This window comes from Zhongshania borealis (assembly GCF_039539625.1).
GTDB lineage: Bacteria > Pseudomonadota > Gammaproteobacteria > Pseudomonadales > Spongiibacteraceae > Spongiibacter > Spongiibacter borealis.
In genome coordinates, this window is the sequence record NZ_BAABDM010000001.1 from 1,014,186 (window position 1) to 1,037,873 (window position 23,688).

22 protein-coding genes are annotated in these 23,688 nt (G+C 48.5%); 4 read left to right on the forward strand and 18 right to left on the reverse strand.

Annotated elements, in window-relative coordinates; all coding sequences use genetic code 11:
* Positions 1-24: 24 nt before the first annotated feature.
* Positions 25-1,032, reverse strand: coding sequence for a tryptophan--tRNA ligase (locus ABD836_RS04785; protein WP_344932865.1), 1,008 nt, complete (start codon positions 1,030-1,032; stop codon positions 25-27).
* A 136-nt stretch (positions 1,033-1,168) separates the two neighbouring features.
* Positions 1,169-2,290 carry a tRNA-queuosine alpha-mannosyltransferase domain-containing protein gene (locus ABD836_RS04790; RefSeq protein ID WP_344932867.1) on the reverse strand — a complete coding sequence of 374 codons (1,122 nt, stop codon included), beginning with the start codon at positions 2,288-2,290 and terminating at the stop codon, positions 1,169-1,171.
* Between the two features lie 111 nt (positions 2,291-2,401).
* Between ABD836_RS04790 and ABD836_RS04795 the strand changes: the two genes are divergently transcribed.
* Positions 2,402-3,193: an enoyl-CoA hydratase/isomerase family protein gene (locus ABD836_RS04795; protein WP_344932870.1), complete on the forward strand. Its 792-nt coding sequence runs from the start codon at positions 2,402-2,404 to the stop codon at positions 3,191-3,193.
* Positions 3,194-3,221: 28 nt separating this feature from the next.
* On the opposite strand, the gene ABD836_RS04800 is transcribed toward ABD836_RS04795, so the two are convergent.
* The 4 genes from ABD836_RS04800 to tsaB are packed head-to-tail and all read right to left on the reverse strand — an operon-like array spanning position 3,222 to position 6,949.
* Entirely contained in the window at positions 3,222-4,523 is a 1,302-nt protein-coding gene (locus tag ABD836_RS04800) for a M18 family aminopeptidase (RefSeq protein WP_344932873.1), read from the reverse strand.
* Positions 4,524-4,535: 12 nt separating this feature from the next.
* Positions 4,536-5,417 (reverse strand): NAD(P)-dependent oxidoreductase, encoded by an 882-nt coding sequence (locus tag ABD836_RS04805; protein ID WP_344932876.1) that lies wholly within the window; start codon positions 5,415-5,417, stop codon positions 4,536-4,538.
* A gap of 23 nt (positions 5,418-5,440) precedes the next feature.
* Positions 5,441-6,241, reverse strand: coding sequence for an undecaprenyl-diphosphate phosphatase (locus ABD836_RS04810; RefSeq protein WP_344932879.1), 801 nt, complete (start codon positions 6,239-6,241; stop codon positions 5,441-5,443).
* 24 nt (positions 6,242-6,265) lie between these two features.
* A complete protein-coding gene (tsaB, locus tag ABD836_RS04815; RefSeq protein ID WP_344932881.1) occupies positions 6,266-6,949 on the reverse strand; it encodes a tRNA (adenosine(37)-N6)-threonylcarbamoyltransferase complex dimerization subunit type 1 TsaB in 684 nt (227 codons plus the stop codon).
* Between the two features lie 97 nt (positions 6,950-7,046).
* Between tsaB and mobA the strand changes: the two genes are divergently transcribed.
* Complete coding sequence (gene mobA, locus ABD836_RS04820) at positions 7,047-7,655, forward strand: molybdenum cofactor guanylyltransferase MobA (protein ID WP_344932883.1); 609 nt, start codon at positions 7,047-7,049, stop codon at positions 7,653-7,655.
* A 54-nt stretch (positions 7,656-7,709) separates the two neighbouring features.
* On the opposite strand, the gene ABD836_RS04825 is transcribed toward mobA, so the two are convergent.
* The 3 genes from ABD836_RS04825 to adk all read right to left on the reverse strand — a co-directional run bounded on the left by ABD836_RS04825 (position 7,710) and on the right by adk (position 10,481).
* Positions 7,710-8,624 (reverse strand): hypothetical protein, encoded by a 915-nt coding sequence (locus ABD836_RS04825; RefSeq protein ID WP_344932885.1) that lies wholly within the window; start codon positions 8,622-8,624, stop codon positions 7,710-7,712.
* 106 nt (positions 8,625-8,730) lie between these two features.
* Positions 8,731-9,726, reverse strand: coding sequence for a ferrochelatase (hemH, locus tag ABD836_RS04830; RefSeq protein WP_344932886.1), 996 nt, complete (start codon positions 9,724-9,726; stop codon positions 8,731-8,733).
* 107 nt (positions 9,727-9,833) lie between these two features.
* On the reverse strand, positions 9,834-10,481 hold the full coding sequence (gene adk, locus ABD836_RS04835) for an adenylate kinase (RefSeq protein WP_344932889.1): 648 nt from the start codon (positions 10,479-10,481) through the stop codon (positions 9,834-9,836).
* Between the two features lie 420 nt (positions 10,482-10,901).
* Between adk and ABD836_RS04840 the strand changes: the two genes are divergently transcribed.
* Entirely contained in the window at positions 10,902-11,237 is a 336-nt protein-coding gene (locus ABD836_RS04840) for a type 1 pili tip component (protein WP_344932891.1), read from the forward strand.
* A 25-nt stretch (positions 11,238-11,262) separates the two neighbouring features.
* Here the strand turns inward: ABD836_RS04840 and mazG are convergent, their stop codons facing one another.
* From mazG to cysM, 3 genes are read right to left on the reverse strand one after another with little or no spacing between them, the layout of a single operon-like run.
* Positions 11,263-12,072: a nucleoside triphosphate pyrophosphohydrolase gene (mazG, locus tag ABD836_RS04845; protein ID WP_344932894.1), complete on the reverse strand. Its 810-nt coding sequence runs from the start codon at positions 12,070-12,072 to the stop codon at positions 11,263-11,265.
* A 2-nt stretch (positions 12,073-12,074) separates the two neighbouring features.
* The gene (gene relA, locus ABD836_RS04850) at positions 12,075-14,312 is read right to left on the reverse strand and encodes a GTP diphosphokinase (RefSeq protein ID WP_344932897.1); all 2,238 of its coding nucleotides are present in this window, start codon (positions 14,310-14,312) and stop codon (positions 12,075-12,077) included.
* Between the two features lie 41 nt (positions 14,313-14,353).
* Entirely contained in the window at positions 14,354-15,259 is a 906-nt protein-coding gene (cysM, locus tag ABD836_RS04855; protein ID WP_344932899.1) for a cysteine synthase CysM, read from the reverse strand.
* A gap of 170 nt (positions 15,260-15,429) precedes the next feature.
* Between cysM and ABD836_RS04860 the strand changes: the two genes are divergently transcribed.
* Positions 15,430-18,057: an ATP-binding protein gene (locus tag ABD836_RS04860; protein WP_344932902.1), complete on the forward strand. Its 2,628-nt coding sequence runs from the start codon at positions 15,430-15,432 to the stop codon at positions 18,055-18,057.
* Here the strand turns inward: ABD836_RS04860 and recO are convergent.
* Genes recO through lepA form a run of 6 tightly spaced genes read right to left on the reverse strand, consistent with a single transcriptional unit; the run spans position 18,035 to position 23,626 of the window.
* Entirely contained in the window at positions 18,035-18,754 is a 720-nt protein-coding gene (gene recO / locus ABD836_RS04865; RefSeq protein ID WP_344932904.1) for a DNA repair protein RecO, read from the reverse strand. The two genes, ABD836_RS04860 and recO, sit on opposite strands and share 23 nt — an antisense overlap.
* Positions 18,755-18,757: 3 nt before the next feature.
* Positions 18,758-19,660: a GTPase Era gene (era, locus tag ABD836_RS04870; protein ID WP_425583019.1), complete on the reverse strand. Its 903-nt coding sequence runs from the start codon at positions 19,658-19,660 to the stop codon at positions 18,758-18,760.
* A 29-nt stretch (positions 19,661-19,689) separates the two neighbouring features.
* A complete protein-coding gene (gene rnc / locus ABD836_RS04875; RefSeq protein ID WP_344932910.1) occupies positions 19,690-20,367 on the reverse strand; it encodes a ribonuclease III in 678 nt (225 codons plus the stop codon).
* Between the two features lie 2 nt (positions 20,368-20,369).
* The gene (locus tag ABD836_RS04880) at positions 20,370-20,741 is read right to left on the reverse strand and encodes a DUF4845 domain-containing protein (protein WP_344932913.1); all 372 of its coding nucleotides are present in this window, start codon (positions 20,739-20,741) and stop codon (positions 20,370-20,372) included.
* 15 nt (positions 20,742-20,756) lie between these two features.
* Positions 20,757-21,812, reverse strand: a complete 1,056-nt coding sequence (gene lepB, locus ABD836_RS04885; protein WP_344932915.1) for a signal peptidase I — start codon at positions 21,810-21,812, stop codon at positions 20,757-20,759.
* A gap of 14 nt (positions 21,813-21,826) precedes the next feature.
* Positions 21,827-23,626 (reverse strand): translation elongation factor 4, encoded by a 1,800-nt coding sequence (gene lepA / locus ABD836_RS04890; RefSeq protein ID WP_344932917.1) that lies wholly within the window; start codon positions 23,624-23,626, stop codon positions 21,827-21,829.
* Positions 23,627-23,688 lie beyond the last annotated feature (62 nt).

Here is a 23,688-nt window from a genome sequence, read left to right on the forward strand (position 1 = left end):
TAGCAATAGTTCAACTATTTAAATTCACGAAAATGCAGCCAGACCAACCGCCTTACGAACTTTAGCCAACATTGGCGCAGCCTGTATACGCGCCTTCTCTGCGCCCTTCTGCAATTCGGACTCAAGCGTGGCACCGTCTAATAAAAGTGCATCATAACGCTCGCGCGCCGGCGCCACATGAGCATTAATCAATTCGAATAGATCCTTTTTTGCCTGCCCCCAGGCAATACCTTCGGCAAACTTTTTACGCATATCCGCCGTCTGCTCAGCAGTGGCAAATGCCTGCCAAATTTCGAATACTGTTGAGCTTTCAGGGTCTTTAGGCTCACCTGGCTCAAGCAAATTGGTTTTGATTTTATTAATATGTTTTTGCAATTTCTTTTCAGGTAAAAATAACGGAATAGTATTGCCGTAACTTTTACTCATCTTGCGCCCATCAAGGCCGCTGAGCACAGCGGCGTCTTCGCCAACCACCGCTTCGGGCAGCACAAAGGTTTCACCATAGAGGTGATTAAAGCGCTGAGCCATATCGCGCGCCATTTCTAAATGCTGTATTTGGTCTCGGCCAACCGGCACTTTGCTCGCATTAAATAGTAAAATATCGGCTGCCATTAAAACTGGATAGCTAAACAAGCCCATAGTGACGCCGAAATCAGGGTCTTCACCCTTCTGCTCATTCTCTTGCACTGCGGCTTTATAGGCGTGAGATCGGTTCATCAAACCTTTGGCGCAAACGCAGGTTAAGATCCAGCTTAACTCGGTGATTTCCGGCACGTCGGACTGACGATAAAAAGTCGTGGTATTGGTATCGAGGCCAAGCGCTAACCAGGTGGCTGCAATTTCGCGGCTGGACTGGTGAACCATTGCGGGATCGTGGCTTTTGATCAGGGCGTGGTAGTCGGCCAAAAAGAAAAACGCGTCATATTCGCCGCGCTGACTTTCTGCAATAGCAGGTTGAATTGCGCCCACGTAATTGCCTAAATGGGGTGTGCCGGTGGTGGTTATGCCGGTAAGAACCCGCTGCTTGCCCATAATATTATCCTGTATGCCTAAAATTAAAGCCGCCGCGGCGACCTTTGAATATAATTCGATGCTGAAAACCGCTTATGATACTGGCTCGCCGCAACGCTGTCACCGCAGACACCGAAGCTGAGCACCGCAAGGTTACTCATTTCCGCTTATGCCCACCCCTGACCATTTGTTCGAGTAACTCACGATATAACGGTGCGATTTTCGGCCACGTGAGTGCCGATACATCAGCCACGGGCAGCTTCGCACTGGTTTTGCTGTCTAAAAATTGCGCAAGCATACTCGCTGCCGAACTCGCTTCCTGAGTAATATCGTCGCTTTGGGTATAGCGGAATTTTTCAGAAAACCACTGCGGATAACACAGTCGATCGGGCACCAAGGGCACACAGCCTGCAGCGACCGCCTCCAATACCGCCAGGCCCTGAAAGTCGTGAATTGCCGTTGACAGCACCACGTCACAAATCAGCATTAGCGCTTGGTATTGCTCGGCAGATTCCACAAAGCCAAACTGTTTTAAGGCTAAGCATTCACTGTTGAATACAAGCGCTTCGATTTCGGTAAATTCTTTGGGTCTCTGACGAAACTGCTGCCCCGCGAGATAAATATCTAGCGCCAAGCCGCGTTCATCGCACTCTAGTAGCAATGCTAGTAACCGATCCGGCCCCTTATCGTATTCCCAGCGGTGATTCCAAAGCAGCTTGAGCCGATCGTTTTCTCGCTGAGTCTTTGGCGGCGCAGCAGTGTCAGCAACCCCTACTGGCAAGACGATAGACTGCGCTAATTGCAGCGCAACCTCGGCGCGCGGCGCATAATCTGGCAGTTTGGCGAGTAACTGATCACAGCCGGCTAACATGGTCTGGCGATTATAATTGCTATTAAAAATAACGCGGTCCGCCGCCAGCGCGGTATACATATTCAATATTTGCGGTTCGACATTTTTGCGCTGCTGCTGGCTCTGCGGGTAAGCGAATTGGTTTTCATGAAAATACACCGCCGTCGGCCAGCGGCAAAGTTTTGGCACAAGGCCTCGCAAGGCTGCTAAATCAGTCATTGATGTAGCGAGAACGACATCGTATTGGCGCTCGAGTATTTCGCGATTTAACATTGCCCAACTCAAGCTATTGCCGCGAATTCGCCAGCTAAAATACCGCGGCGGCAAACTCAGTATCGTCCAATCGATATCCGGTAAATGCTGTATTAGACCGTCTAACCAACTGCGATGACTGTCGGCATGGTACGCCGATAAAACCAAGACCCGCATATCCGCAAGCTACTCCTTCCTAACGGCATATTAATGTGAAGCAAATTGACCTAGACAATACGCTCCATTACCCTTCAGGCAACAATTTTTCCCTAGCATTGAGACATAACTATGCACGAATATAAAAACCTATTGTGGGAGCAAGCCGACGGCGTCGCCACTATTACTCTAAATCGTCCGGACGTAGCCAATAGCCTAAACGTTGAATTGGCGCGGGAGTTGATGCTCGCCGCCATCCGTTGCGATGAAGACAAAGATATACGTGCCGTAATTCTTACCGCCAGCGGCAAAATGTTCTGCGCCGGTGGAGATGTAATGAGTTTTCAAAATGCCGGCGACAAAGTCGGCATGTTGTTAAAAGAAATTACCACCTATTTACATGCTGCTAGCGCCCGCTTTGCTCGGATGTCTGCACCACTTATTGTTGCCGTTAACGGCACCGCCGCCGGCGCGGGCTTTAGCTTAGCGATTGCCGGTGACTTGGTACTGGCTGCGGAGCACGCCAAATTTACAATGGCGTACACCGGCATTGGGGCCAGCCCCGATGGTAGCTCAACCCATTACCTGCCCCGTCTAATTGGCTTGCGCCGCAGCCAAGAGCTCATGTTTACCAACCGCGTGCTTAGCGCTGCTGAGGCCTTAGATTGGGGAATGCTCACCAAAGTCGTTAGCGCCGACGCATTATTAACAGAAGCCCAAGCCCTCGCGCGTAAAATGGCCGACGGCCCCAGTCTTGCTCATGGTGAGATTAAATCTTTACTTCTCGCCAGCTATTCCAACACCTTGGAGACCCAGCTTGAGCTGGAAAGCCGCGGCATCGCTAAATGCGTTGGCAGCGAGCAAGGCACTGAAGGCCTTAAGGCCTTTAAAGAAAAGCGTAAACCCGACTTTAATCGCGCCTAAACCCCCATGACATTGCTGTCGCCGACGTTTAGTTGGCGACACCTAATGCTGCCAAACCATAAAAAGCCGACAGTACTTTTGCGAGATTGTAGGCATCTTGGCTTCCAGCCAATTCGCGTATCGAGTGCATGGCAAAGGTCGGCACCCCCACATCAAGCGTTTTAACCCCTATTGCTGCTGCCGTCAGTGGCCCTACCGTGCTTCCACAAGCCATATCGCTGCGCACCACAAAGCTTTGTACCGCCACCGATTGGCTGGCGCACAGCTGTCGAAATAACGAGCTGGTGTCGCTGTTGGTGGCATAGCGCTGATTCGCATTATTTTTAATAACCGGCCCTGCATTCAGCAGCGGGCCGTGATTGGCGTCGTGACGATCACTAAAATTAGGATGGATACCGTGGGCATTATCCGCTGAAATCATCATTGAATTTGCCATGGTGCGTTGCAGACTCACTTCGTCGCCGGCAATACGACGCAATACCGACTCTAGCATCGGCCCCTGCGCACCAACCGCCGACTGGCTACCCACTTCCTCATGATCATTGCAAACCAATATGGTATGTGACTCCTTATCACTCGCCAGCAATGCCTGAATGCCAATAAAGCACGACAATAGATTATCTAGCCTTGCACTGGCGATGAAGTCCGAATTCCAGCCGACTAGCGCTGCTTTTTGACAGTCATAAAAGCTCAATTCATAATCGAGTACAGACGCGACATCGCTTACGCCTTGCGCCGCCATCTCAGCGGCAAGTAAAACGCGGAAATCCTGCTTATCAGCACTTTGAAGTAAGACTACTGGCAAATCTTTCTGCGGATTTACCGAATGATTATTATTCGCTTCACGGTCTAAGTGGATCGCCAAACTCGGAATCAAGCCCACTGGGCGAGCAATATTAATGAGGGCACTGCTCAGTTCACCGTTGCTGTTCTCATAATTCACACGGCCAGCCAGACCTAAATCGCGATCAAACCAGGGATTTAGCAATGCCCCGCCATAGACCTCTACCCCAAGCTGAAAATAGTCGTGACGGTGTAATTCAGGGCTTGGCTTGACCTTTAGATTAGGGCTGTCGGTATGCGCGCCAACCATGCGCCAACCACGCTGCAGTAAATTATCACTACCACAGCAAAAAGCGATTAAAGACGAACCGTTTCGCACTAAGAAATAACGTCCGCCCGGCTTGAGCTGCCATTCATCACGCTCGTCTAAGCCTTCAAACCCCGCGGCTAGCAATATTTCTTGCATCGCCTCGACAGCGTGAAATGGTGTGGGGCTGGCATCCAAAAAACGCAGTAAATCGGTATTAAAACTCTGTGTTGCACTCATTCTATTTTACCCTTAACGAGGTTTCTCTGCGCCTTGCTGTAATGCTAATAATAAACTGGAGGTGTCTAAGCGACCGCCATCCAAATTTTGAACCTGAGCATAAAACTGATCGACCAAAGCCGTTACTGGCAAGCTTATTTTGCGCTGACGGGCTTCGTCCAGAACATAGCCGAGATCTTTACGCATCCAATCAACAGCAAAGCCAAAGTCGAAACTACCCGCCAACATTGTCTTTGCACGGTTATCCATTTGCCAAGACTGCGCCGCACCGCCGCCAATTACATCCAGTACAGCCTCCATGTCGAGGCCAGCTTCAGTACCAAAATGTAAACCTTCGGCCAGGCCTTGTACTAAGCCTGCAATACAAATTTGATTTACCATTTTTGCCATTTGCCCGGAACCTACTGGTCCAAGGCACTGGTAGCGCGCAGCATACGTAGCCAAGATCGGTTCAATTCGCGTAAAAACGTCTATATCGCCACCGGCCATAACCGTCAAGCGGCCGTTGATTGCCCCCGCCTCACCACCAGATACTGGCGCGTCAATAAAACCAATGTTCCGTGCACTGGCAAGGGCCGCCATTTCTCTCGCTAGCCCAGCCGAGGTCGTCGAGTGGTCAATAACAATACCGCCGGCGGGCATAGCCGAAAAAACGCCGCCTTCACCCGCTAAAACCTGACGCACGTCCTCATCTGCACCTAAGCACACAGCAACAACCTCAGCACTCGCCACCGCCTTAGCCACCGACGGCGATGCAGCCAAGCCAAATTGCGCCGACCACTGCTGAGCTTTTGTCACGCTCCGGTTATAAACCGATAAAGCGAAGCCTTTTTGTTGTAAATGCCCAGCCATGGGATAGCCCATAGCCCCTAAACCAATAAAACAGACCTTCATATCAAGCTCCCACGACTCAGCACTTAACTTGCCAATACAGCGAACAAGATGCCTGCTAAAGCAACCCGATAAATCGCAAATGGCATCATTCCCATCCGCTCGACCCAATTCATAAAGAGGTGGATACATGCATACGCTGTCACCGCCGAAACCGCAAAGCCAATGAACAATAAATCCCAAGGCACCGCAACACTGCTCTGAATTAACTCCAGCAGTTTATAAGATCCTGCTGCGGCAATAATCGGCATCGACAGTAGAAAGGAAAACCGCGCTGAATCGCTGCGATTCAAACCCAGCATAAGCGCTGCCGTAATGGTAATACCTGAACGCGATGTGCCAGGAATCAGGGCAATAGCCTGAGCAAAACCAACAATTAAGGCAATGCGCAAACCGATATCCGCAAGTTTTTTACTGTGCTGTGCGTAGCGATCTACCACGCCCAAAATTACGCCAAAAACTAATGTCGTGGTCGCCAACACATAGCCAGTGCGTAAATTTAACTCTATAAAATCATTAAAAATGAGACCCGCAACCACCGCAGGTATCGTCGCAATAATAACCATCCAGCCTAGACGGCTATTATCGTTGTGACCGCCGCCCGCTAAACTGGCAAACCAATCACGTAAAATACCTGTTACCTCAGAGCGGAAATACCAGAGTACCGCCAGCAAGGAGCCAACATGTACCGCCACATCAAATGCGAGTCCTTGATCCGCCCAGCCAAATAAGGTTTGGGGCAACACCAAATGTCCAGAACTCGACACCGGTAAAAATTCGGTAAGCCCCTGAATTGCGGCTAGTATCACTGCTTGAAACGCGTCCATTTTGCTATCTTTCCTCGGTCAATATTAAGATTTCTGCCAAGCGACACTGTCACGTAAATACACTGGTTGAGCGAGTTCGGCACTTGTATATTGACCCGCCAAGAACGCCCGCTGAGCCAATTGCAAAACTGCACTGGCTCGTGGATAAACATCTAAGTCAATTGAGTCTATTTCCCGATCTAGATTAAAGCGCGATTGGTATGCCCAGCCACTACCGATCCCCACAGCGCGTCCACTGCCAGATAAGATCGCGATGCTCTCTGGAGTCCGCAAGCTGTCTGGCGACATCGCCTCTGCAAAACCCGCCTCAAGCTGATACTCACCCCAGTACAATTCGTCCATGCGAGCATCTAGGCTAGGTAAGATGATATCGCCCTCATTGAGATCGTGCTTCGAAAGATGGTCTTGCGCCATTGCCTGCAAAGTAGACACCGCAACAACAGGGATATCGTGCGAAAAGGCGAGGCCCTGCACAACACCGGCGCAAACCCGCAAGCCGGTGAAGGACCCAGGGCCTGCAGCAAAGCCAATGGCATCGATTTGTGCCAAACTTAGCCCCGCATTAGCGAGTATCTCGGCTACCATTGGTAATAGAAATTGTGTGTGGGCGCGGGGCAACATGCGAAAATCTTCTATTTCCCGGCCCTGATGCAATAAGGCTACCGAACATGCTTCTGTTGAAGCCTCTATCGCGAGTAAACTGCTCATGAAAAATAAACCACTGAAAATACGAAAGTGTTGAGTGGCCAGAATCATACCATACTGGCATTAAGCACTTCATAAATTAGCAAGACATTGACTCACCATGACTTTAAACCGAGCTAAGGAATTACATTCCAAATCCGTCACTGCCCTAGTCTTGGCAGGCGGCGCTGGTCGTCGTATGAATGGTCAAGATAAAGGTTTGATCAAATGGCAGTCAAAACCACTTATCGCTCATATTATTGACCGGCTCCCAGAGAATATTGAGCAAATTTTAATTAGCTGCAATCGCAACATTAATCAATACCAGGCATATGCCAATACCGTGAGCGATGAACTGGCCAATTATCAAGGTCCCCTCGCGGGGATCTACGCCGCGCTGCAGTTAATAACTAGCGAACAAGTACTCGTCCTCCCCTGCGACAGCCCATACCCACCCAAAGATTTACTCTGTAAGCTGAGCAAACAGCTCTCTATCGACAATGCAGACGCTTGCTACGCCTATGACGGCGACCGAGGCCAGTATTTATTCGCTTTACTGAAGACCGAGCTAAAAACAAGTTTGGGAACGTATTTAAAGGAAGGAGGCCGAAGTGTAAATCAGTGGTATCAACAACTGAATTGCACACAAGCCAATTTCAGTGGCCAAGCCAACAACTTTATCAACTTCAATCAACTGAGTGATTTACCAGCTCAACAACAAGACTTTTAGGACAAAAAAAAGGGGCTAATTAAGCCCCCTTTTTTTGCTGAGTCTGACTAGAAATTAATTGCTAGTAGGTTCAGTTGACGTCGATGTCGCCGCAGGCGCTGCAACAGGTGCCGCGGCAGCTTTAGCTGGCGCACGTTTTACACGTGGCTTTTTAGCTGCTGGCGCTTTTTTCACTGCCGCTTTCTTGGCAGCTGGCGCTTTTTTCGCAGCAACTTTCTTAACTGCTGGTTTTTTAACGGCAGCTTTCTTAGCCGCTGGCGCTTTTTTAGCTACTGCCTTTTTAGCAACCACTTTCTTTGCCGCGACTTTCTTCGCTGGCGCTTTAGATGCAACTTTCTTAGCTGCTGGCGCCGCTTTGGCCCCAGTAGTCTTAGCAGGTGCTTTTTTAGCCACGGCTTTCTTCGCGCCACTAATTTTAGCGTTTAACTGTTTCACCGCTTGCTTGTGCTTGGCCAACAATTTTTTCTCAATCAAAGCTATCTTGGCTTTATTCGCTGCGGCGCGTTTCTTTTTAAAGCGCTGCTCAAATAATTTAACCGCTTTAGCAAGATCCGCATCGGCTTTTTTACTAAGGGCAGTTGAACGCTCGGTTACTTTTTGTGTAATCGCAGACTCAGACGCTTTAATTCTAGCAACCGCTTTAACATTGGCAAGATCAGTTTTGCTAGCAGCAACTTTAGCGCGCACTGCTTTCAGCTTGGCATTTACTTTTTCAGCAGCAGCTACCGCACGCTTAACCGCATTTTTATCAGCTGCACGGGCTGTTTTTTTCGCTTTAGCTCGAGCTGCATCAATCTTAGTTTTCGCAGCAGCAAGCGCCGCACGCTCTTTGGCAACTAAGGCCTCAACCTTTTTCAAACCCTCTTCAGCTTTCACTACGAGTGGGTTTGTTAATGCGGCGTTTTTACTTCTAGGTTTACGTTTAGCAGGGGCTGCTTTCGCACGTGCTTTTTTAGCTGCTGGCATCATTTATTCTCCTTGGCGTCGACGATGCTGATTTAATTGTGTTAAAAATAGCACATAAAATAACCAACGCAAAAAAAAGTCGTTGAATTACGTACATATTCTTACTTTTTTACGAAAATAAATGCGTTTTTTCTTCAATAAAGCTTCGCGAAAGTAAAAACATCAAATTTTGATGCACCTCGCTGTCATTTAGGCATGGGATATAACGAAATTCTTCACCGCCGTTTTCAGTGAAATATTCATGAACTTCCCCGTCAATTTCCTCAATGGTTTCCAAGCATTCAACTGCAAATGCTGGGCACAAAACATCGAGTTTTTTGACTCCAGAAGTTGCCAAGCCAATCACCGTTTTATCGGTATAAGGCTGTAACCATTCGGCCTTGCCTAAACGAGATTGATAACTGAGCTGCCATTCTTCGTCACCCAAGCCTAACTTTGTTGCAAGTGCTTGCGCGGTCTCTTCACAATGCCGCTGATAAGGGTCGCCTAAGTCCACATTACGTTTCGGTATTCCATGGAATGAGAGAAGTAATCGTTCGCCCCGACCGTTTTCATCCCAATACTGCTGAACACTCTCTGCCAAAGCTTCAATATAACCAGGATGATTATGATAATTACGCAACCATGACCACTGCGGAATATCCCTACGCCGAGAAAATACCCGGCTTATTTCGTCATGAACCGCTGCGGTTGTCGTCGCTGAATACTGCGGAAAAAGTGGTAAGAAAAATAGCCGCTCACACCCTGCCGCCAATAATTCATCAACCGTATCTGAAATAGAAACGCTCCCATAACTCATGGCTAGTCGAAGTTCAATTTCTTGATTGGGGTAACGCTCCGCGACTTGACTCGCGACACCATCGACGAGGCGCTGAGAGAAATACCGTAAAGGCGAGGTGTCGTTCATCCAAATTTGCTGATATGCCTTCGCAACTCGTGGCGAGCGAAATGGCAAAATAATGCCATAGAGAATGCACAACCAGAGCAAGCGTGGCACTTCGACCACTCTGCGATCGGATAGAAATTGCTTTAAAAACTGTCGAACCCCAGAAGTATTCGGGGCGGCTGGCGTACCCAAATTTACAAATATGATCCCAGACTTCATACGCGTACCTTTATTGACAATGGCGACAAGATGTTAAAAAAGTCGAAGAACTAATGATAATAAAAAAGGGCGCCCTAGGGCGCCCTTTTTTTGATCGAACTGCAGTTTTAAGCTTCTAACGCAGCCAAAACCTTGCGAGTGATCTCCTCTACCGCACCTACACCCTCAACACGAGAGTACTTGGGTGCATCACTACCTGTGAGCCCGCTATAAAAGGCTACCAAGGGCTTGGTTTGCTCGTGATAGATATTAAGGCGGTTACGAACAGTGTCTTCTTGATCGTCTTCGCGCTGAACAAGCTTTTCACCCGTAATATCGTCTAAACCTTCCTGCTTAGGCGGATTATAAACAAGGTGATACGTCCGTCCAGATCCCTCGTGACTACGACGACCACTCATACGCGTTACGATTTCCTCATCGGCAACCGCGATTTCGAGTACATTGTCGATTGTCACACCGGCCGTAATTAAGGCCTCAGCTTGCGGAATAGTCCGCGGAAAGCCATCAAACAGAAAGCCATTTTGGCAGTCCGCTTCAGTGATCCGTTCCTTTACCAGTGCGATGATAATTTCATCGGACACTAGACCACCGGATGCCATCACCTCTTTAACCTGCAAGCCCAGCGGGCTACCGGCTTTAACGGCCGAACGAAGCATGTCACCGGTAGAAATTTGCGGAATGGCAAATTTCTCGGAAATAAACTGTGCCTGAGTACCTTTACCAGCCCCTGGCGGGCCCAATAATATAACGCGCATAGCGGGAAACTCCCCAATAATTACAATTTATAGCCTGCGCCGTAGGGGCCGCCGCAGCAAAAGCGCACAACGATACACAGCAATCGGCCGTCACACAAGACTTATGGCGCCTCTACGACTAAAGGACGAGACTTTAAAACGCTAAAAACACTCGGCTTAAGCCTTGTAAGACACGCAAATTGCGACATGCCACAGTCAAGCTCTTTTGCGCCCAAACCAGCCGCTTTGGCAGGCAATTCGCAATAACGCAAGATGTCGGATGATATAGGACGCATTACGCGCTTGGGGCCAAAAAGAGTTCCCAAACGATAAGAGATAGTATTCACATTGATAATGTTAGCAAAAAAGCCATACTGATAGGTATTCTTTATTTATGGGCGGCCAGTCCCTGTTCCGCCCCAAGATGACAGGTATCGCATTATGAAAGTACGAGAATTGTTATCACTTTGGGAAGAAACCTCCAGCGGTGCACTCACGACCGACTGCTATGAAGTTCGCTTACCCATAAAAGACGCCGCTAGGTTAAATGCTCTGACTGAGCTTTTCCCGCGTCGCAATATAGAGGAGTTAATCACCGACTTATTGAGTGCATCGCTTGATGAGATGGAAAGCGTGATGCCCTATCGGCAAGGCACCAAAATAGTTGCTACAGATGAACAAGGCGACCCCTTGTACGAGGATGTAGGCCCGACCCCGCGCTACCTTTCACTGACAGAAAAGCATCTAAATCGCTATCGGCACCAAGAAAACCACTAACTGGCGACAAGCAGGTCTTGTGCACTTAAAGACCTGCAGCTTTAGCCTCATTCCAAAACAATTCCATTTGCGAATTCTGCTCGCCCTTCCCAGCCGACACACCAGTTTCACGGCAACGCTGTTCGACGAATCGGAATCGGCGCTCAAATTTCTCACAGGCGCCGCGTGTTACCGCTTCGGGGTCCAAGTTCAAGTGCCTAGCAACATTGACCACAGAAAATATCACATCCCCCATTTCATCTTCTATCGCGGCCGAATCAGCCAAAGCCATCGCATCTTCCAACTCTGCAATCTCAGCTTTAAATGCGCTAATAACCTGTTTCAACTCCGCCCAATCGAAGCCTTGTTGCGCAGCTCGCTTTTGCATTTTAGCCGCTCGCGTCAGTGCCGGCAGCGCCCGCGGCACGTCATCCATGGCACTAAGTTGAGATTTCTGGTCGCGCTCCTGCTGCTTTATTCCTTCCCAACGCGCCTTAATCGAAACTTCAGAAGGTGCGTCAAGTGCGCGCTCAGAGCGCAGCTCACCACTAGGAAATACATGCGGGTGGCGTCGCAGCAACTTTTCTACAATGTCATTTGCCACGTCAGCAAAGCTAAACTGCCCAGACTCAGCCGCGAGCTGACTGTAAAAAATAATCTGAAATAAAACATCGCCCAATTCTTGGCGTATTTGATCGCTATCGCCCTGCTCTATGGCGTCGACCAACTCATAGACCTCTTCTAAGGTATGCGGAACAACGCTCTTAAATGTCTGTTTTAGATCCCACGGGCAGCCCGTTTGAGGATCCCGTAAACGGCGCATTAAATACTGCAAGTCGCTAAGTGTGTATTGCACGTCTAATTCTCCCGTATACGACGAACTGCCACGACATTTGGCAGGCCATTCAGGCGATTAAACAGGTCCGACAAGGTCGCAAGATCGCGAATTTCCAAGCGAATATTCATGGTCGCCATGTGATTCGCAGTATCCGTTACCGTACTCATTGAAATCACATTGACTTTCTCGGTTGCGAGTTGCTGAGTGATATCACGTAGTAGGCCCTGACGATCATACGCTTCCAATTCAATATCAACCGGATAGGTTTCTATCTGATCGTCCGCCCAATCCACTGCGATAATGCGCTGAGGCTCAACACTTTGCAGCTGCAATAACTTATTACAATCTTGCAAATGGACGCTTACGCCGCGCCCTACCGTGATGTAACCCGCAATCGCCTCGCCTGGCAGGGGCTTACAACAGCGTGCAAAATACGTCATCAGATTACCAACGCCACTAATACGAATTTGATTTCCATCGCCGTTTTTGGCGCTTGGGGCTCGTAATCTAAGGACAGATTGCGCGGTACCGTCCTCGCGGCCAGTCAAATTATGCGCGGCTTTTATCAACTGAAAGGTGCTTATCTCTCCCGCGCCAACTGACGCGTACATATCGTCAACACTGGCGCAATGCATCTGATCAGCGAGGTATTTGTAGTCGATACTATTGAGGGCTAAGCGCTTGAATTCTTTATCAAGTAAGGCGCGACCGGCAATAATATTATCTTCCTTCGCCTGCAATCGAAACCAATGCTGGACCTTAGTTCTCGCCCGCGAAGTTTTGAGGTAGCCTAAATTGTTTTGTAACCAATCACGACGCGGTTCACTGTCCTTGCCCGTTAGTATCTCAACGCGCTCACCGGTTTTTAATGTATAAGTGAGCGGAACGATCCGCCCATTAACCTTCGCGCCACGACAGCAGTTCCCGACCTCAGTGTGAATATGGTAGGCAAAATCCAGTGGTGTCGCACCGTTCTGTAAATTGACCACGTGGCCGTCTGGGGTAAAGACGTAAACCCGATCTTGTGTATGGGTAAATTGCTCGGCGACATCGCTGCTACTGCCGCTCTCTTCATGCCAATCTAAGACCTGGCGCAGCCAAGCTATTTTTTCATCATAGCTATTACTGCTTTTCGCATTTTTGTCTGTGCCCTTATACATCCAGTGGGAGCACACGCCAAACTCAGCTTCTTCATGCATTGAGCGGGTGCGGATCTGTATCTCCAACACCTTCCCATCTGGACCAATGACGGCCGTATGCAGCGAGCGGTACCCATTTTCCTTGGGGTTGGCAATATAATCGTCAAACTCATTGGGTATATTGCGCCAAAGCCCGTGTACTACCCCTAATGCCGCGTAACAAGACTTGGTATCCGGAACAAGAACACGCACCGCCCGAATATCATATACCTGCGAAAAGCCAATACCTTTGCGCTGCATTTTCCGCCAAATGCTATAGATATGTTTCGCCCGGCCAGCAATATCCGCTTGAATATTGTCCGCTTTCAACGCTGTTTCTAGTGTACCTATCGCATGATCAATGAAGGTCTGCCGATCCAAACGTTTTTCATCAAGGAGCTTAGCAATTTTTTTATAGGCTAAGGGCTGTAAATACCGGAAAGACAGATCCTCCAGCTCCCACTTGATATGACCAATACCAAGGCGGTGAGCCAATGGCGCATAGATATCGGCCACCTCACGGGCAACCCGATAGCGCTTGTCGGGCCGATCTTTTACCGCGCGAATAGCCGATGTCCGCTCAGCAAGTTTAATTAATGCTACGCGCACATCGTCAACTAGTGCGACCAGCATTTTTCGAATCGTTTCACTTTGCGCTTCAGATTGCCCAAGAACCGGCGCATCCAACTCGGCATTGACGCGTGAAATTGCCGCCATGCCAAGCACGCCATCAACCAGTTTCGCAACTGAACTACCGAAGTCTCGCTCTATCGTTGTTAAGGTAAGGCGACTTTCACGTACTGCGCGAAACAACGTTGCCGCTATCAAACTATCTTGATCAAGATGCAAATCGGCAAGTATCTCGACCATTTCCAACGCCGTATAAAAACCGCTCATACCCTGTACTTGCGGTGTTTGCGTGAGCGCAGGTAGCGCCGCGCATTGTTCAGCCACGGCCAGTGCCCGCTGCAATCCCTTGCGATCAATCACCTGATCATTAATCGACAGTCGAGCTATCCAGCTCTCAACATCCACTCTGCCGTTATCTAGGAGCGGAAAATCTTCCCTTACTTTAACCATGGATTCCTACCAATTCAGTTCCGGCATACGAGGCACTTCTATTAACCGCCAAGGGCGGCATCAAAAACACCCGTTGATAAATAGCGGTCGCCACGATCGCAGATAATGGCAACAATGACCGCATTCTCAAGAGTTTCACTAATACGGAGGGCGCCAGCGACCGCACCTCCAGACGAAACGCCACAAAAAATACCCTCTTGAGCCGCAAGTGCACGCATTGTGGTTTCCGCTGCCGACTGATCCATATCTATCACGCGATCAACCCGCGCGGCATCATAAATACTGGGTAAGTAGGCCTCAGGCCAGCGGCGAATACCGGGAATACTTGAGCAGCCGTCGGGCTGTAATCCAATCACTTCAATATTTGGATTCTTCTCTTTTAAGTAGCGAGATACGCCCATTATCGTGCCCGTGGTGCCCATGGAGCTGACGAAATGACTAATACGGCCATCGGTTTGCTGCCAGATTTCCGGCCCCGTACTGTCATAGTGCGCCTGCGGGTTGTCGCTGTTAGAGAATTGGTCCAGCACCTTACCCTTGCCCGCAGCTTGCATTTCCAGCGCTAAATCCCTAGCACCTTCCATGCCGGAAGTCTGGGAGACCTCAACTAAACTAGCGCCATAGGCTGCCATAGCAAGTTTACGCTCCGCACTCATGTGACTGGGCATAATCAGAATCATCTTATAGCCCTTGATAGCGGCAGCCATTGCCAGCGCAATTCCAGTATTTCCGCTGGTCGCCTCGATCAAGGTGTCGCCAGGGGCAATATCACCCCGCTGCTCAGCATGCTCTATCATGCTGATAGCCGGGCGATCCTTAACAGAGCCCGCCGGATTGTTACCTTCGAGCTTTACCAAAATCGTATTGGTCGTATTACCCGGAAGACGCTGCAGGCGCACTAGCGGGGTATTACCAATGTACTGATCAATCGTTGGAAACTCTTTCATAACGGGGATTTAAACCTCTAAATACCATTGGCTACTACTTTAGTAAGCCAGCTTTAGCACACATTACCGATTAGGTCGTTGCAGCACGGGTTTCTCTGCACAATAATAGCAGCGGTCGTATTTTTCGGTCATGATAATACCACTCCAACCCCAGAAGGCTCCACCAAGCAATGCCTAGGCGCTTAGGAATCCGAAAACTTATCTTAATTATGGGCCTGCTGCCCATACTGACGCTATCGCTCGGCCTCAGTACCTACCTAATGTACAGTCAGATAAAAGAATTGCGCAGCATGATGACTGAACGCGCAAAAACCTCGATTGAACACCTAGCGATTATTGCCGAGCATATGCTGGAATCCGATCACGGCGACTCATTACAGCAAATTGCAACGGCTGCGCTAGAAGAGCCTGCAGTGCGCGCGGTGGGTATTTACAATGCCGAACTCCGCAGCATTGCCCAAGCGGGTCCACGATCAAACTTAATCAGCGAGAAAATCAACAAAGGTAGTGCAATAACGCAACTGGAGTTCAACACCGCCGGTGTATTTATACTGCAGCCAATTTACCACTTGGCCACCCGTAATTCCGCGCCACTTGGCTGGGTAGCGATGCAATTTAATTGGCAGGAGCTTGAAATCCAGCAATACCAGACCCTGCTAATCGGCACGGTGTTTTTAATTTGCTCAACGATCATTTGCGTTTTACTTTGCAGCCACATAAACCAACTCTTAACTCGAGATCTAAACACCCTGCGCCAAGCCGTGAGGCTTATGGCCACTGGCGCTAAAAACTTCCACGCCCACATCCCCGGTAACGACGAATTTGGCGAAATCGCCGAAGAGCTGAACCTCCTTAATCACGCACAGCAAAACGAACTTCAAGATTTGCGGCGCAATATTGAACAAAGTAATACTGACCTACGTGAGACACTGGAAACCGTCGAAGTTCAAAATATAGAGCTGGATCTCGCGCGCCGGGAAGCCCTAAATGCCAGCAGAATCAAATCCGAGTTCTTAGCCAACACCAGCCACGAAATCCGCACACCGCTCAACGGCATTATCGGCTTTAGCAATATATTACTGAAATCAGAGTTGGAACTTCGGCAACGCGAAGCCATTGAAACTATTAATAGTTCTGCCAATAGTCTGTTAACCATCATTAACGACATATTAGATTTCTCTAAGCTCGAAGCAGGCAAACTCGTTCTTGATAACGCCCCAGTCAATCTCCGCGAAATAATAGAAGACACCCTACAAATTCTCGCTCCCGGCGCCACCGAGAAATCACTGGAGTTAATTCTCACGATTCAGGAAGGCAGCCCCGAAACCGTCCTTTCGGACGCATTACGTTTAAAGCAAATTCTGACTAATCTTATTAATAACGCCATTAAATTCACCCAGGCTGGCCATATATTAGTCAATGTTCAAGGGAATGATTTCGACGAACACCGCACCGCTGTCACCGTCCAGATTAGCGATACCGGAATAGGTTTATCCAAAGAGCAACAAAAGAAAATATTCAAGGATTTTGGCCAAGCAGACGCCTCTATAACCAGACAGTATGGTGGTACCGGGTTAGGACTCGTTATTGTTAAAGGCTTAATTGAACAAATGGGTGGCGAAATCGGTGTAGAAAGCGAACCCGCCAGCGGCACCACATTTTGGTTTACCATTAATTTCACTCGCGTCAACAACGCTATCAAATTACGAGATTTCTCCGCAAGAAAAAACAAAACACTGGTCCTCTACGACCCCAGTCAGCTGCACGCAAACTCGCTTAAAATGCTATTCGATAGCTGGGGATTACAGGTTCACCATTATGCCGAGATTGATCAATTACAAACCGACGCCGATTACCTTGTTATTTGCGTAGACAAACACGATGAAGCGGCGTCAAATTTCATCACTCGCTTGAACCGACCTGCGATTATTCTTAGCCCGTACACCCACGACCAAGATGAAAGTGATCATCATTGTTATCTAAGCAAGCCCATCTCTCATATCAAATTATTCGACGCACTCAACAAGGAAACCAAGGCCATATCGCGCCAAAAGATACCAATGTATCACGATGTCCATATCTTAGCCGTCGATGACAACCCATCGAATCTACATATATTGAATAGCTTCTTAAGCGACCTCGGAGTCGCCACGACCTCTGCCAACGACGGCAGTGAAGCCCTCAGTTACTGCCAAGCGCAATGCTTTGATCTTATCTTTATGGATATTCAAATGCCGAAAATGGACGGTATAGAAACCAGTCGCCAAATACGCGCCCAGGGCCTAAATCGCGAAACACCAATAATTGCACTTTCAGCTTATTTGGCCCCAGAAAATCCCATACAACTGAGGGAGGCAGGCATTAATGATTACCTCAGCAAGCCCATTACTGAACATCAATTAAACGAATTACTGCTCAATTATCTTGCCGAGTCAAATATTACCCACGAACCCCGGCCCGTCGATATAGCCCAATGTTTGAAGCTAAGCAAAGGCCGCCCTGCTCTCGCTGCCGATATGCTCAGAATGCTTCTGGAAAATTTAGCTGAACACAAAAGAACCTTGCTTTCAGCAATGCCTAAGAATGATCTCGACGTTATTGCGGAAATCAATCACAGTCTCAAAGGGGCGTGTTGCTATACAGGCACGCCGATCTTACATCATCGCGTACTAGGGCTAGAAAAAGCCCTTAACGAGGGGCAGGATATTAAAAATCCGCTACAGAATTTAGTCGCCGCCATCGACGAGCTTTTAAACTGGCAAGACAAGCACGAACTCAGCGTGGTATTTGAGCGCTAGGCGCGAATAAGGCTCTACTACGCAGTGGTTTATTACCCAGCAGGCCACCCAGCGCCAATCTACTTAGTTGTTTAGCAACGAACAGAGCGCCTTCGCTAAAATCCCCGTTTGCCAATTGCAATAACATTTTTCCGCTAAAACACTGCCCGACGAACCCCTCATCGGCAAGCACGAGACCATCATCGGCGTGAAAAAAATAGTAACCCTCTGGATTTATCGCTAAACCCGAACGATTGCAGTAGGAGAAATTCAGACCGTAACCAAGCTGCTCGAGCAAGCCAAATTCAAAACGCCGCAAATTTTCTTCAAGCTGAGCGTTAGCGGCTAAGTTAGTTAAACATCGGGTGTACAAAACGAATATATCAGACTGCGGCTCATGCTGAAGCAATAACCGCTCAAGTAGTTCGTTAACATAAAGCCCGCAGAATAGCGCCCTACCCGCCAAGCTGTAATTCATTTGATGCTGCACATCGAGAAGGGATTTCAGCTCACCGCGGCCCTGCCAGCTCGCAGACACTAAATTAAACGCCTGCAGCGCTGCCCGCCAAGACTGCCTAGACTTGCCTGCACCCCGTAAACCTTTAGCAACACAGGTAAAGCGTCCGTAATTTGGACTGAACAAATCGATCAGCGCGCTGGTATCACGATACGGACGAGTATGCAGAACAAAACATGCTTCGCCATCGATGCGATTCATCTTTTATTTCAAATTTATATCGGTGTAACCTAGGCTGCGTAAGGCGCGTTCATCGTCGGACCAACCTGACTTAACTTTAACCCACAGCCGCAACATAACCTTGTTATCGAATGCGCGCTCCATATCCTTACGGGCCTCAGTTCCAATTTGACGTAAGCGACTCCCGCCCTCTCCAATGATGATTTTTTTCTGGCCATCACGCTCGACCAAAATCAAAGCACTGATCTCCAATAAACGCGGTGACTCGGTAAACTCCTCAATCTCCACGGTCATTGAGTAGGGGATCTCTTCCCCAAGCTGACGCATAATTTTCTCTCGTACCAGCTCCGCTGCCAAAAACCGTTCACTGCGATTCGTGATCTGATCTTCTGGGTACATATGAGGGTTTTCAGGCAAGAAACGCGCTATTACTTTTTCCAGCTCTTCGCGATTGTGTCCCTGTAAAGCAGACACGGGTACCACATCAGCAAATTTGTACTTGGCTTGCAACTCCGTAATTAACGGCAGCAATTGGCCTTTATCATCGAGCCGATCAACCTTATTAATAACCAGCACAACCGGACTACGGGCGTTCTCCAATATTCTCAACACCATTTCATCATCGTCAGTCCAACGATCGCGATCAACCAAGAATAAAATTAAATCAACATCTTTGATCGCCGCGCTCGCCGTTTTATTCATGTAGCGATTCAAGGCCTTCTCTTCTTTGAGATGCATCCCTGGAGTATCGACATAAATAGCTTGGACCTCATCTTCGGTCTTGATCCCTAAAACCTGGTGGCGCGTTGTTTGCGGCTTGCGCGAGGTTATACTCAGCTTTTGACCAAGAATATGATTCAGCAAGGTTGATTTGCCGACATTAGGACGCCCAATAATAGCTACAAAGCCACAGCGCTGCGCGCTCATTGGTGTATCTTCTCCGCTCGTGCTCGTGCTCATTCTATTTCCTTTAATGCCAACAACACCCGTTCGGCGGCGGCTTGTTCTGCTTTGCGACGACTACTACCAGAGGCAGACACAGCCGACGTTAATAAACTAATGGAGCAAGACACGACGAAGGTCTGCTGATGATCCGCACCAACGGTTTCTACTAGCTGGTAATCAGGTAAAGGCTGCTTGCGCCCCTGCAATAACTCTTGAAGGCGGGTTTTAGGGTCTTTGTGACTGGATTCTAAATCTAAGGTTTCTAATCTCGGGGCAAACCACGCTAATACGCGCTCGCGACAAACATCAAAACCCGATTCTAAATAAATTGCGCCAATGAGAGCCTCGACAACATCCGCCAGGGTTGATGCCCGGCGCTGACCGCCACTATTTTTTTCTCCCGCTCCAAGGCGTAAATAACGCCCTAACTCAAACTCCGCTGCAACCGCAGCCAGTGTTTTACCGCTAACGAGTAACGACCGAATTCGACTGAGATCACCCTCGTCAACATCTGGAAAGCGCAGATATAAAGCTTCCGCAATGATCATATTGAGCAACGAATCGCCTAAAAACTCGACGCGTTCATTGTTAACGGCACTATAGCTGCGATGGGTCATCGCCATCGTCAGCAGCGAGCTATCCTTAAAACTATAGCCAATTTTCTGGCAAACTTCGTCTAAACTAGCCAATATCAAATCCGGGGCACAAGAAACTGCGCGTCATCAAAATGCACCACTGCATCAACATTAAACATTATTGGCACTCGCTTCTCATGTCGTGCATCAATAATAATGCCTTTTTTATCGGTGCTAATTTTAATGTCCTTCAGGTTGACTGACTCGATCCGATTAGTAATAAATCGACTAGACAGCTCTTTTCTGACTGAACCCGGCGTCGCGTCAGTCGTGCGATCCTCTTCAGCGATATCGGTGATAATACGGCTAAGCGTCCAATAATCGAGATAAATAGGCGCCAAACGTACTGCCAGTGTGGCAAAAAACAAGATCACACCCAAGACACACAGGGCGGCGAGCATACTCATACCTTGCTGTTTTGATTTCATTGTTTTTTCCTGTAATTAACGGATACGACCCACGCGACTAAAACTCGGCAAATCGCTGAATGACTCCCAATGCATCCAAATAGCAAAGGCTTGCCCAACTATATTTTGCTCTGGGACTTGCCCCCACACCCGACTGTCGCTGCTATTGTCGCGATTATCGCCCATCATAAAATAATGACCGGGCTTAACAGTGGTTACAAAGTCGCCGCGATAAATTCGCTTATCGTGGTGCACTAAATGGTCAACATTACCCAATTGCTCTTTTATCACTTGAGTAATTGGCTGTAGCGGAGGCACTTCAGCCAATACGGTTTGCTGCACTAGTTCATCATTAATATAGAGCTGTTTGTTGATATAGCGAATTTCATCGCCGGGCAAGCCAATTACCCGCTTTATAAAGTAGCGTTTATCATTGGGCGGAAAAAACACCATAACATCGCCACGCTTTGGATCATCGACTTCAAAAATCTTGGTACCCAGCACCGGCAATCGCAATCCATAATTGAATTTATTAACTAGGATGTAATCGCCTACCTCCAAACTTGGCACCATCGACGCAGAAGGTATTTGAAAGGGCTCGATCACAAACGAGCGCAATACCAATACAACCAGTAGCACCGGAAAAAATGAACGGGCGTTTTCAGCAATCGGCAAGGCGCCGGCAAACTCGTTTTTCAGTGACTCTTGGTCTTGTTTAATAAAATAGGTGATGTAGACCGCAACGTTACCAGTACTAACAAATGCCTGACGGGCTTTTTCAAAGACAAAACGATCTAGCCCACCAATAATGCCGGCGATAATCGTCAGTACCACCAATGCCAAGGCAAAATCACCATCTTTAATTAATACTACACTAGCTATCCAAGCAAACCAGCCCAGCAGGACGATGCGATAGGTCCACTCCAGCCAGCCCGGCAGAGCTTGTTGACGCAAGCTCCCTGCATCGTTTGCAGTACGCTTTTCCGAGCACCACTGCAAAGCTTGTTGCATCTGGCGACGCCCTTTGACTTCTTGAAACAACCATACGACTAAAGATAGCGCCGCAACAGAGATTAGAATTAGATTTACCATGCGGCTATTTTCCTTTAACCATCAATATTGAGCACAGCTAAAAACGCCGACTGTGGGATTTCAACATTACCCACCTGCTTCATGCGTTTTTTACCCGCTTTTTGTTTTTCCAACAGCTTGCGTTTCCGTGACACATCGCCACCGTAACATTTAGCTGTCACGTTTTTACGCAGGGCTTTAACAGTTTGCCTAGCAATAACTTGACCGCCAATCGCAGCCTGAATTGCAACATCAAACATTTGCCGTGGAATCAATTCCTGCATTTTTTCAACGAGCGCTCGACCGCGACTCTGCGCAATATCACGATGCACAATCATGGCCAAGGCATCGACCCGATCGCCGTTAATCAAAACATCCAGCTTGACTAAGTTTGCAGCCTCAAAACGCTCAAAACTATAATCTAGCGATGCAAAACCACGACTAACCGATTTTAAACGGTCAAAAAAGTCGAGTACAACCTCACTCATTGGAATTTCCCAATTGAGTGATACCTGCTGCCCCAAAAACTGCATATCTTTCTGAACACCGCGTTTTGATGCGCAAAGGCTAATAACATTACCTAAATGCTCTTGCGGCACAAGAATATTCACTCGTGCAATCGGCTCGCGAGTCTCCTCGAGCTCACCCGGATCTGGCATAGATGAGGGGTTATCGACCATCACGATCTGGCCATTTTTCTTTAGCACTTCATAGATAACGGTCGGGGCAGTGGTAATCAGGTCTAAATCGTATTCCCGCTCAAGACGCTCTTGAATGATTTCCATATGCAAAGTGCCGAGGAAACCGCAGCGGAACCCAAAACCCAATGCATCTGAGCTCTCGGGCTCATAAAACAAAGACGCATCGTTTAGCGTTAATTTACTGAGCGCATCGCGAAAATCTTCGTAATCTTCGGTCGAAACCGTAAATAGACCAGCATAGACCTGCGGCTTTACTTTTTTGAAGCCCGGCAGTGCTGGTACGTTCGGCGTCGAAGCGTGGGTAAAGGTATCCCCCACTGGCGCGCCGTGAATATCTTTAATGCCAGCGATGATAAAACCAACTTCACCCGCCTTGAGAACACCTGTTGACGTCTGCTTTGGCGTAAAAATACCAACAACATCTACTATTTGTGGTTTGCCCAAGGTTTTGCTGATGATCTTATCGCCGCGCTTAAGCGTGCCATGCTTCACCCGAACGAGAGAAACAACCCCTTGATAGTTGTCGAACCAAGAATCAATGATCAAGGCCTGAAGAGGAGCATCGATATCGCCATCTGGCGGCGGAATTTTAGCAACGAGGTGCTCAAGCGCCTCATGAATACCCATACCGGACTTAGCCGACACCGCAACAGCCTCGGAGGCGTCGACACCGATAATTTCTTCTATTTCATGCTTTACCTTGTCTGGGTCAGCCTGTGGCAAGTCCATCTTATTCAGAATTGGTAGGACTTCTAGCCCCTGTTCAATCGCCGTGTAACAGTTGGCCACTGACTGCGCTTCCACGCCCTGCGCCGCATCAACAACCAACAGAGCACCTTCGCAAGCAGCGAGCGACCGCGATACTTCGTAGGAAAAATCGACGTGACCGGGCGTATCAATGAAGTTCAGCTGGTAGGTTTTACCGTCATCAGCCAAATAATTGAGGGTAACCGACTGGGCTTTAATCGTAATGCCCCGCTCCCGCTCAATATCCATAGAATCGAGGACCTGCGCGGACATCTCACGCGCAGTCAAACCGCCACAGGTCTGTATAAAACGATCCGCTAAGGTCGATTTACCGTGGTCAATATGGGCAATAATAGAAAAATTACGAATCAAATCGAGACTAGGCACGCTCGCTTTATACCTCAGGGCAACAAAAATGAAGGAAATTCAGGGGCGCGATTGTAGCGCAA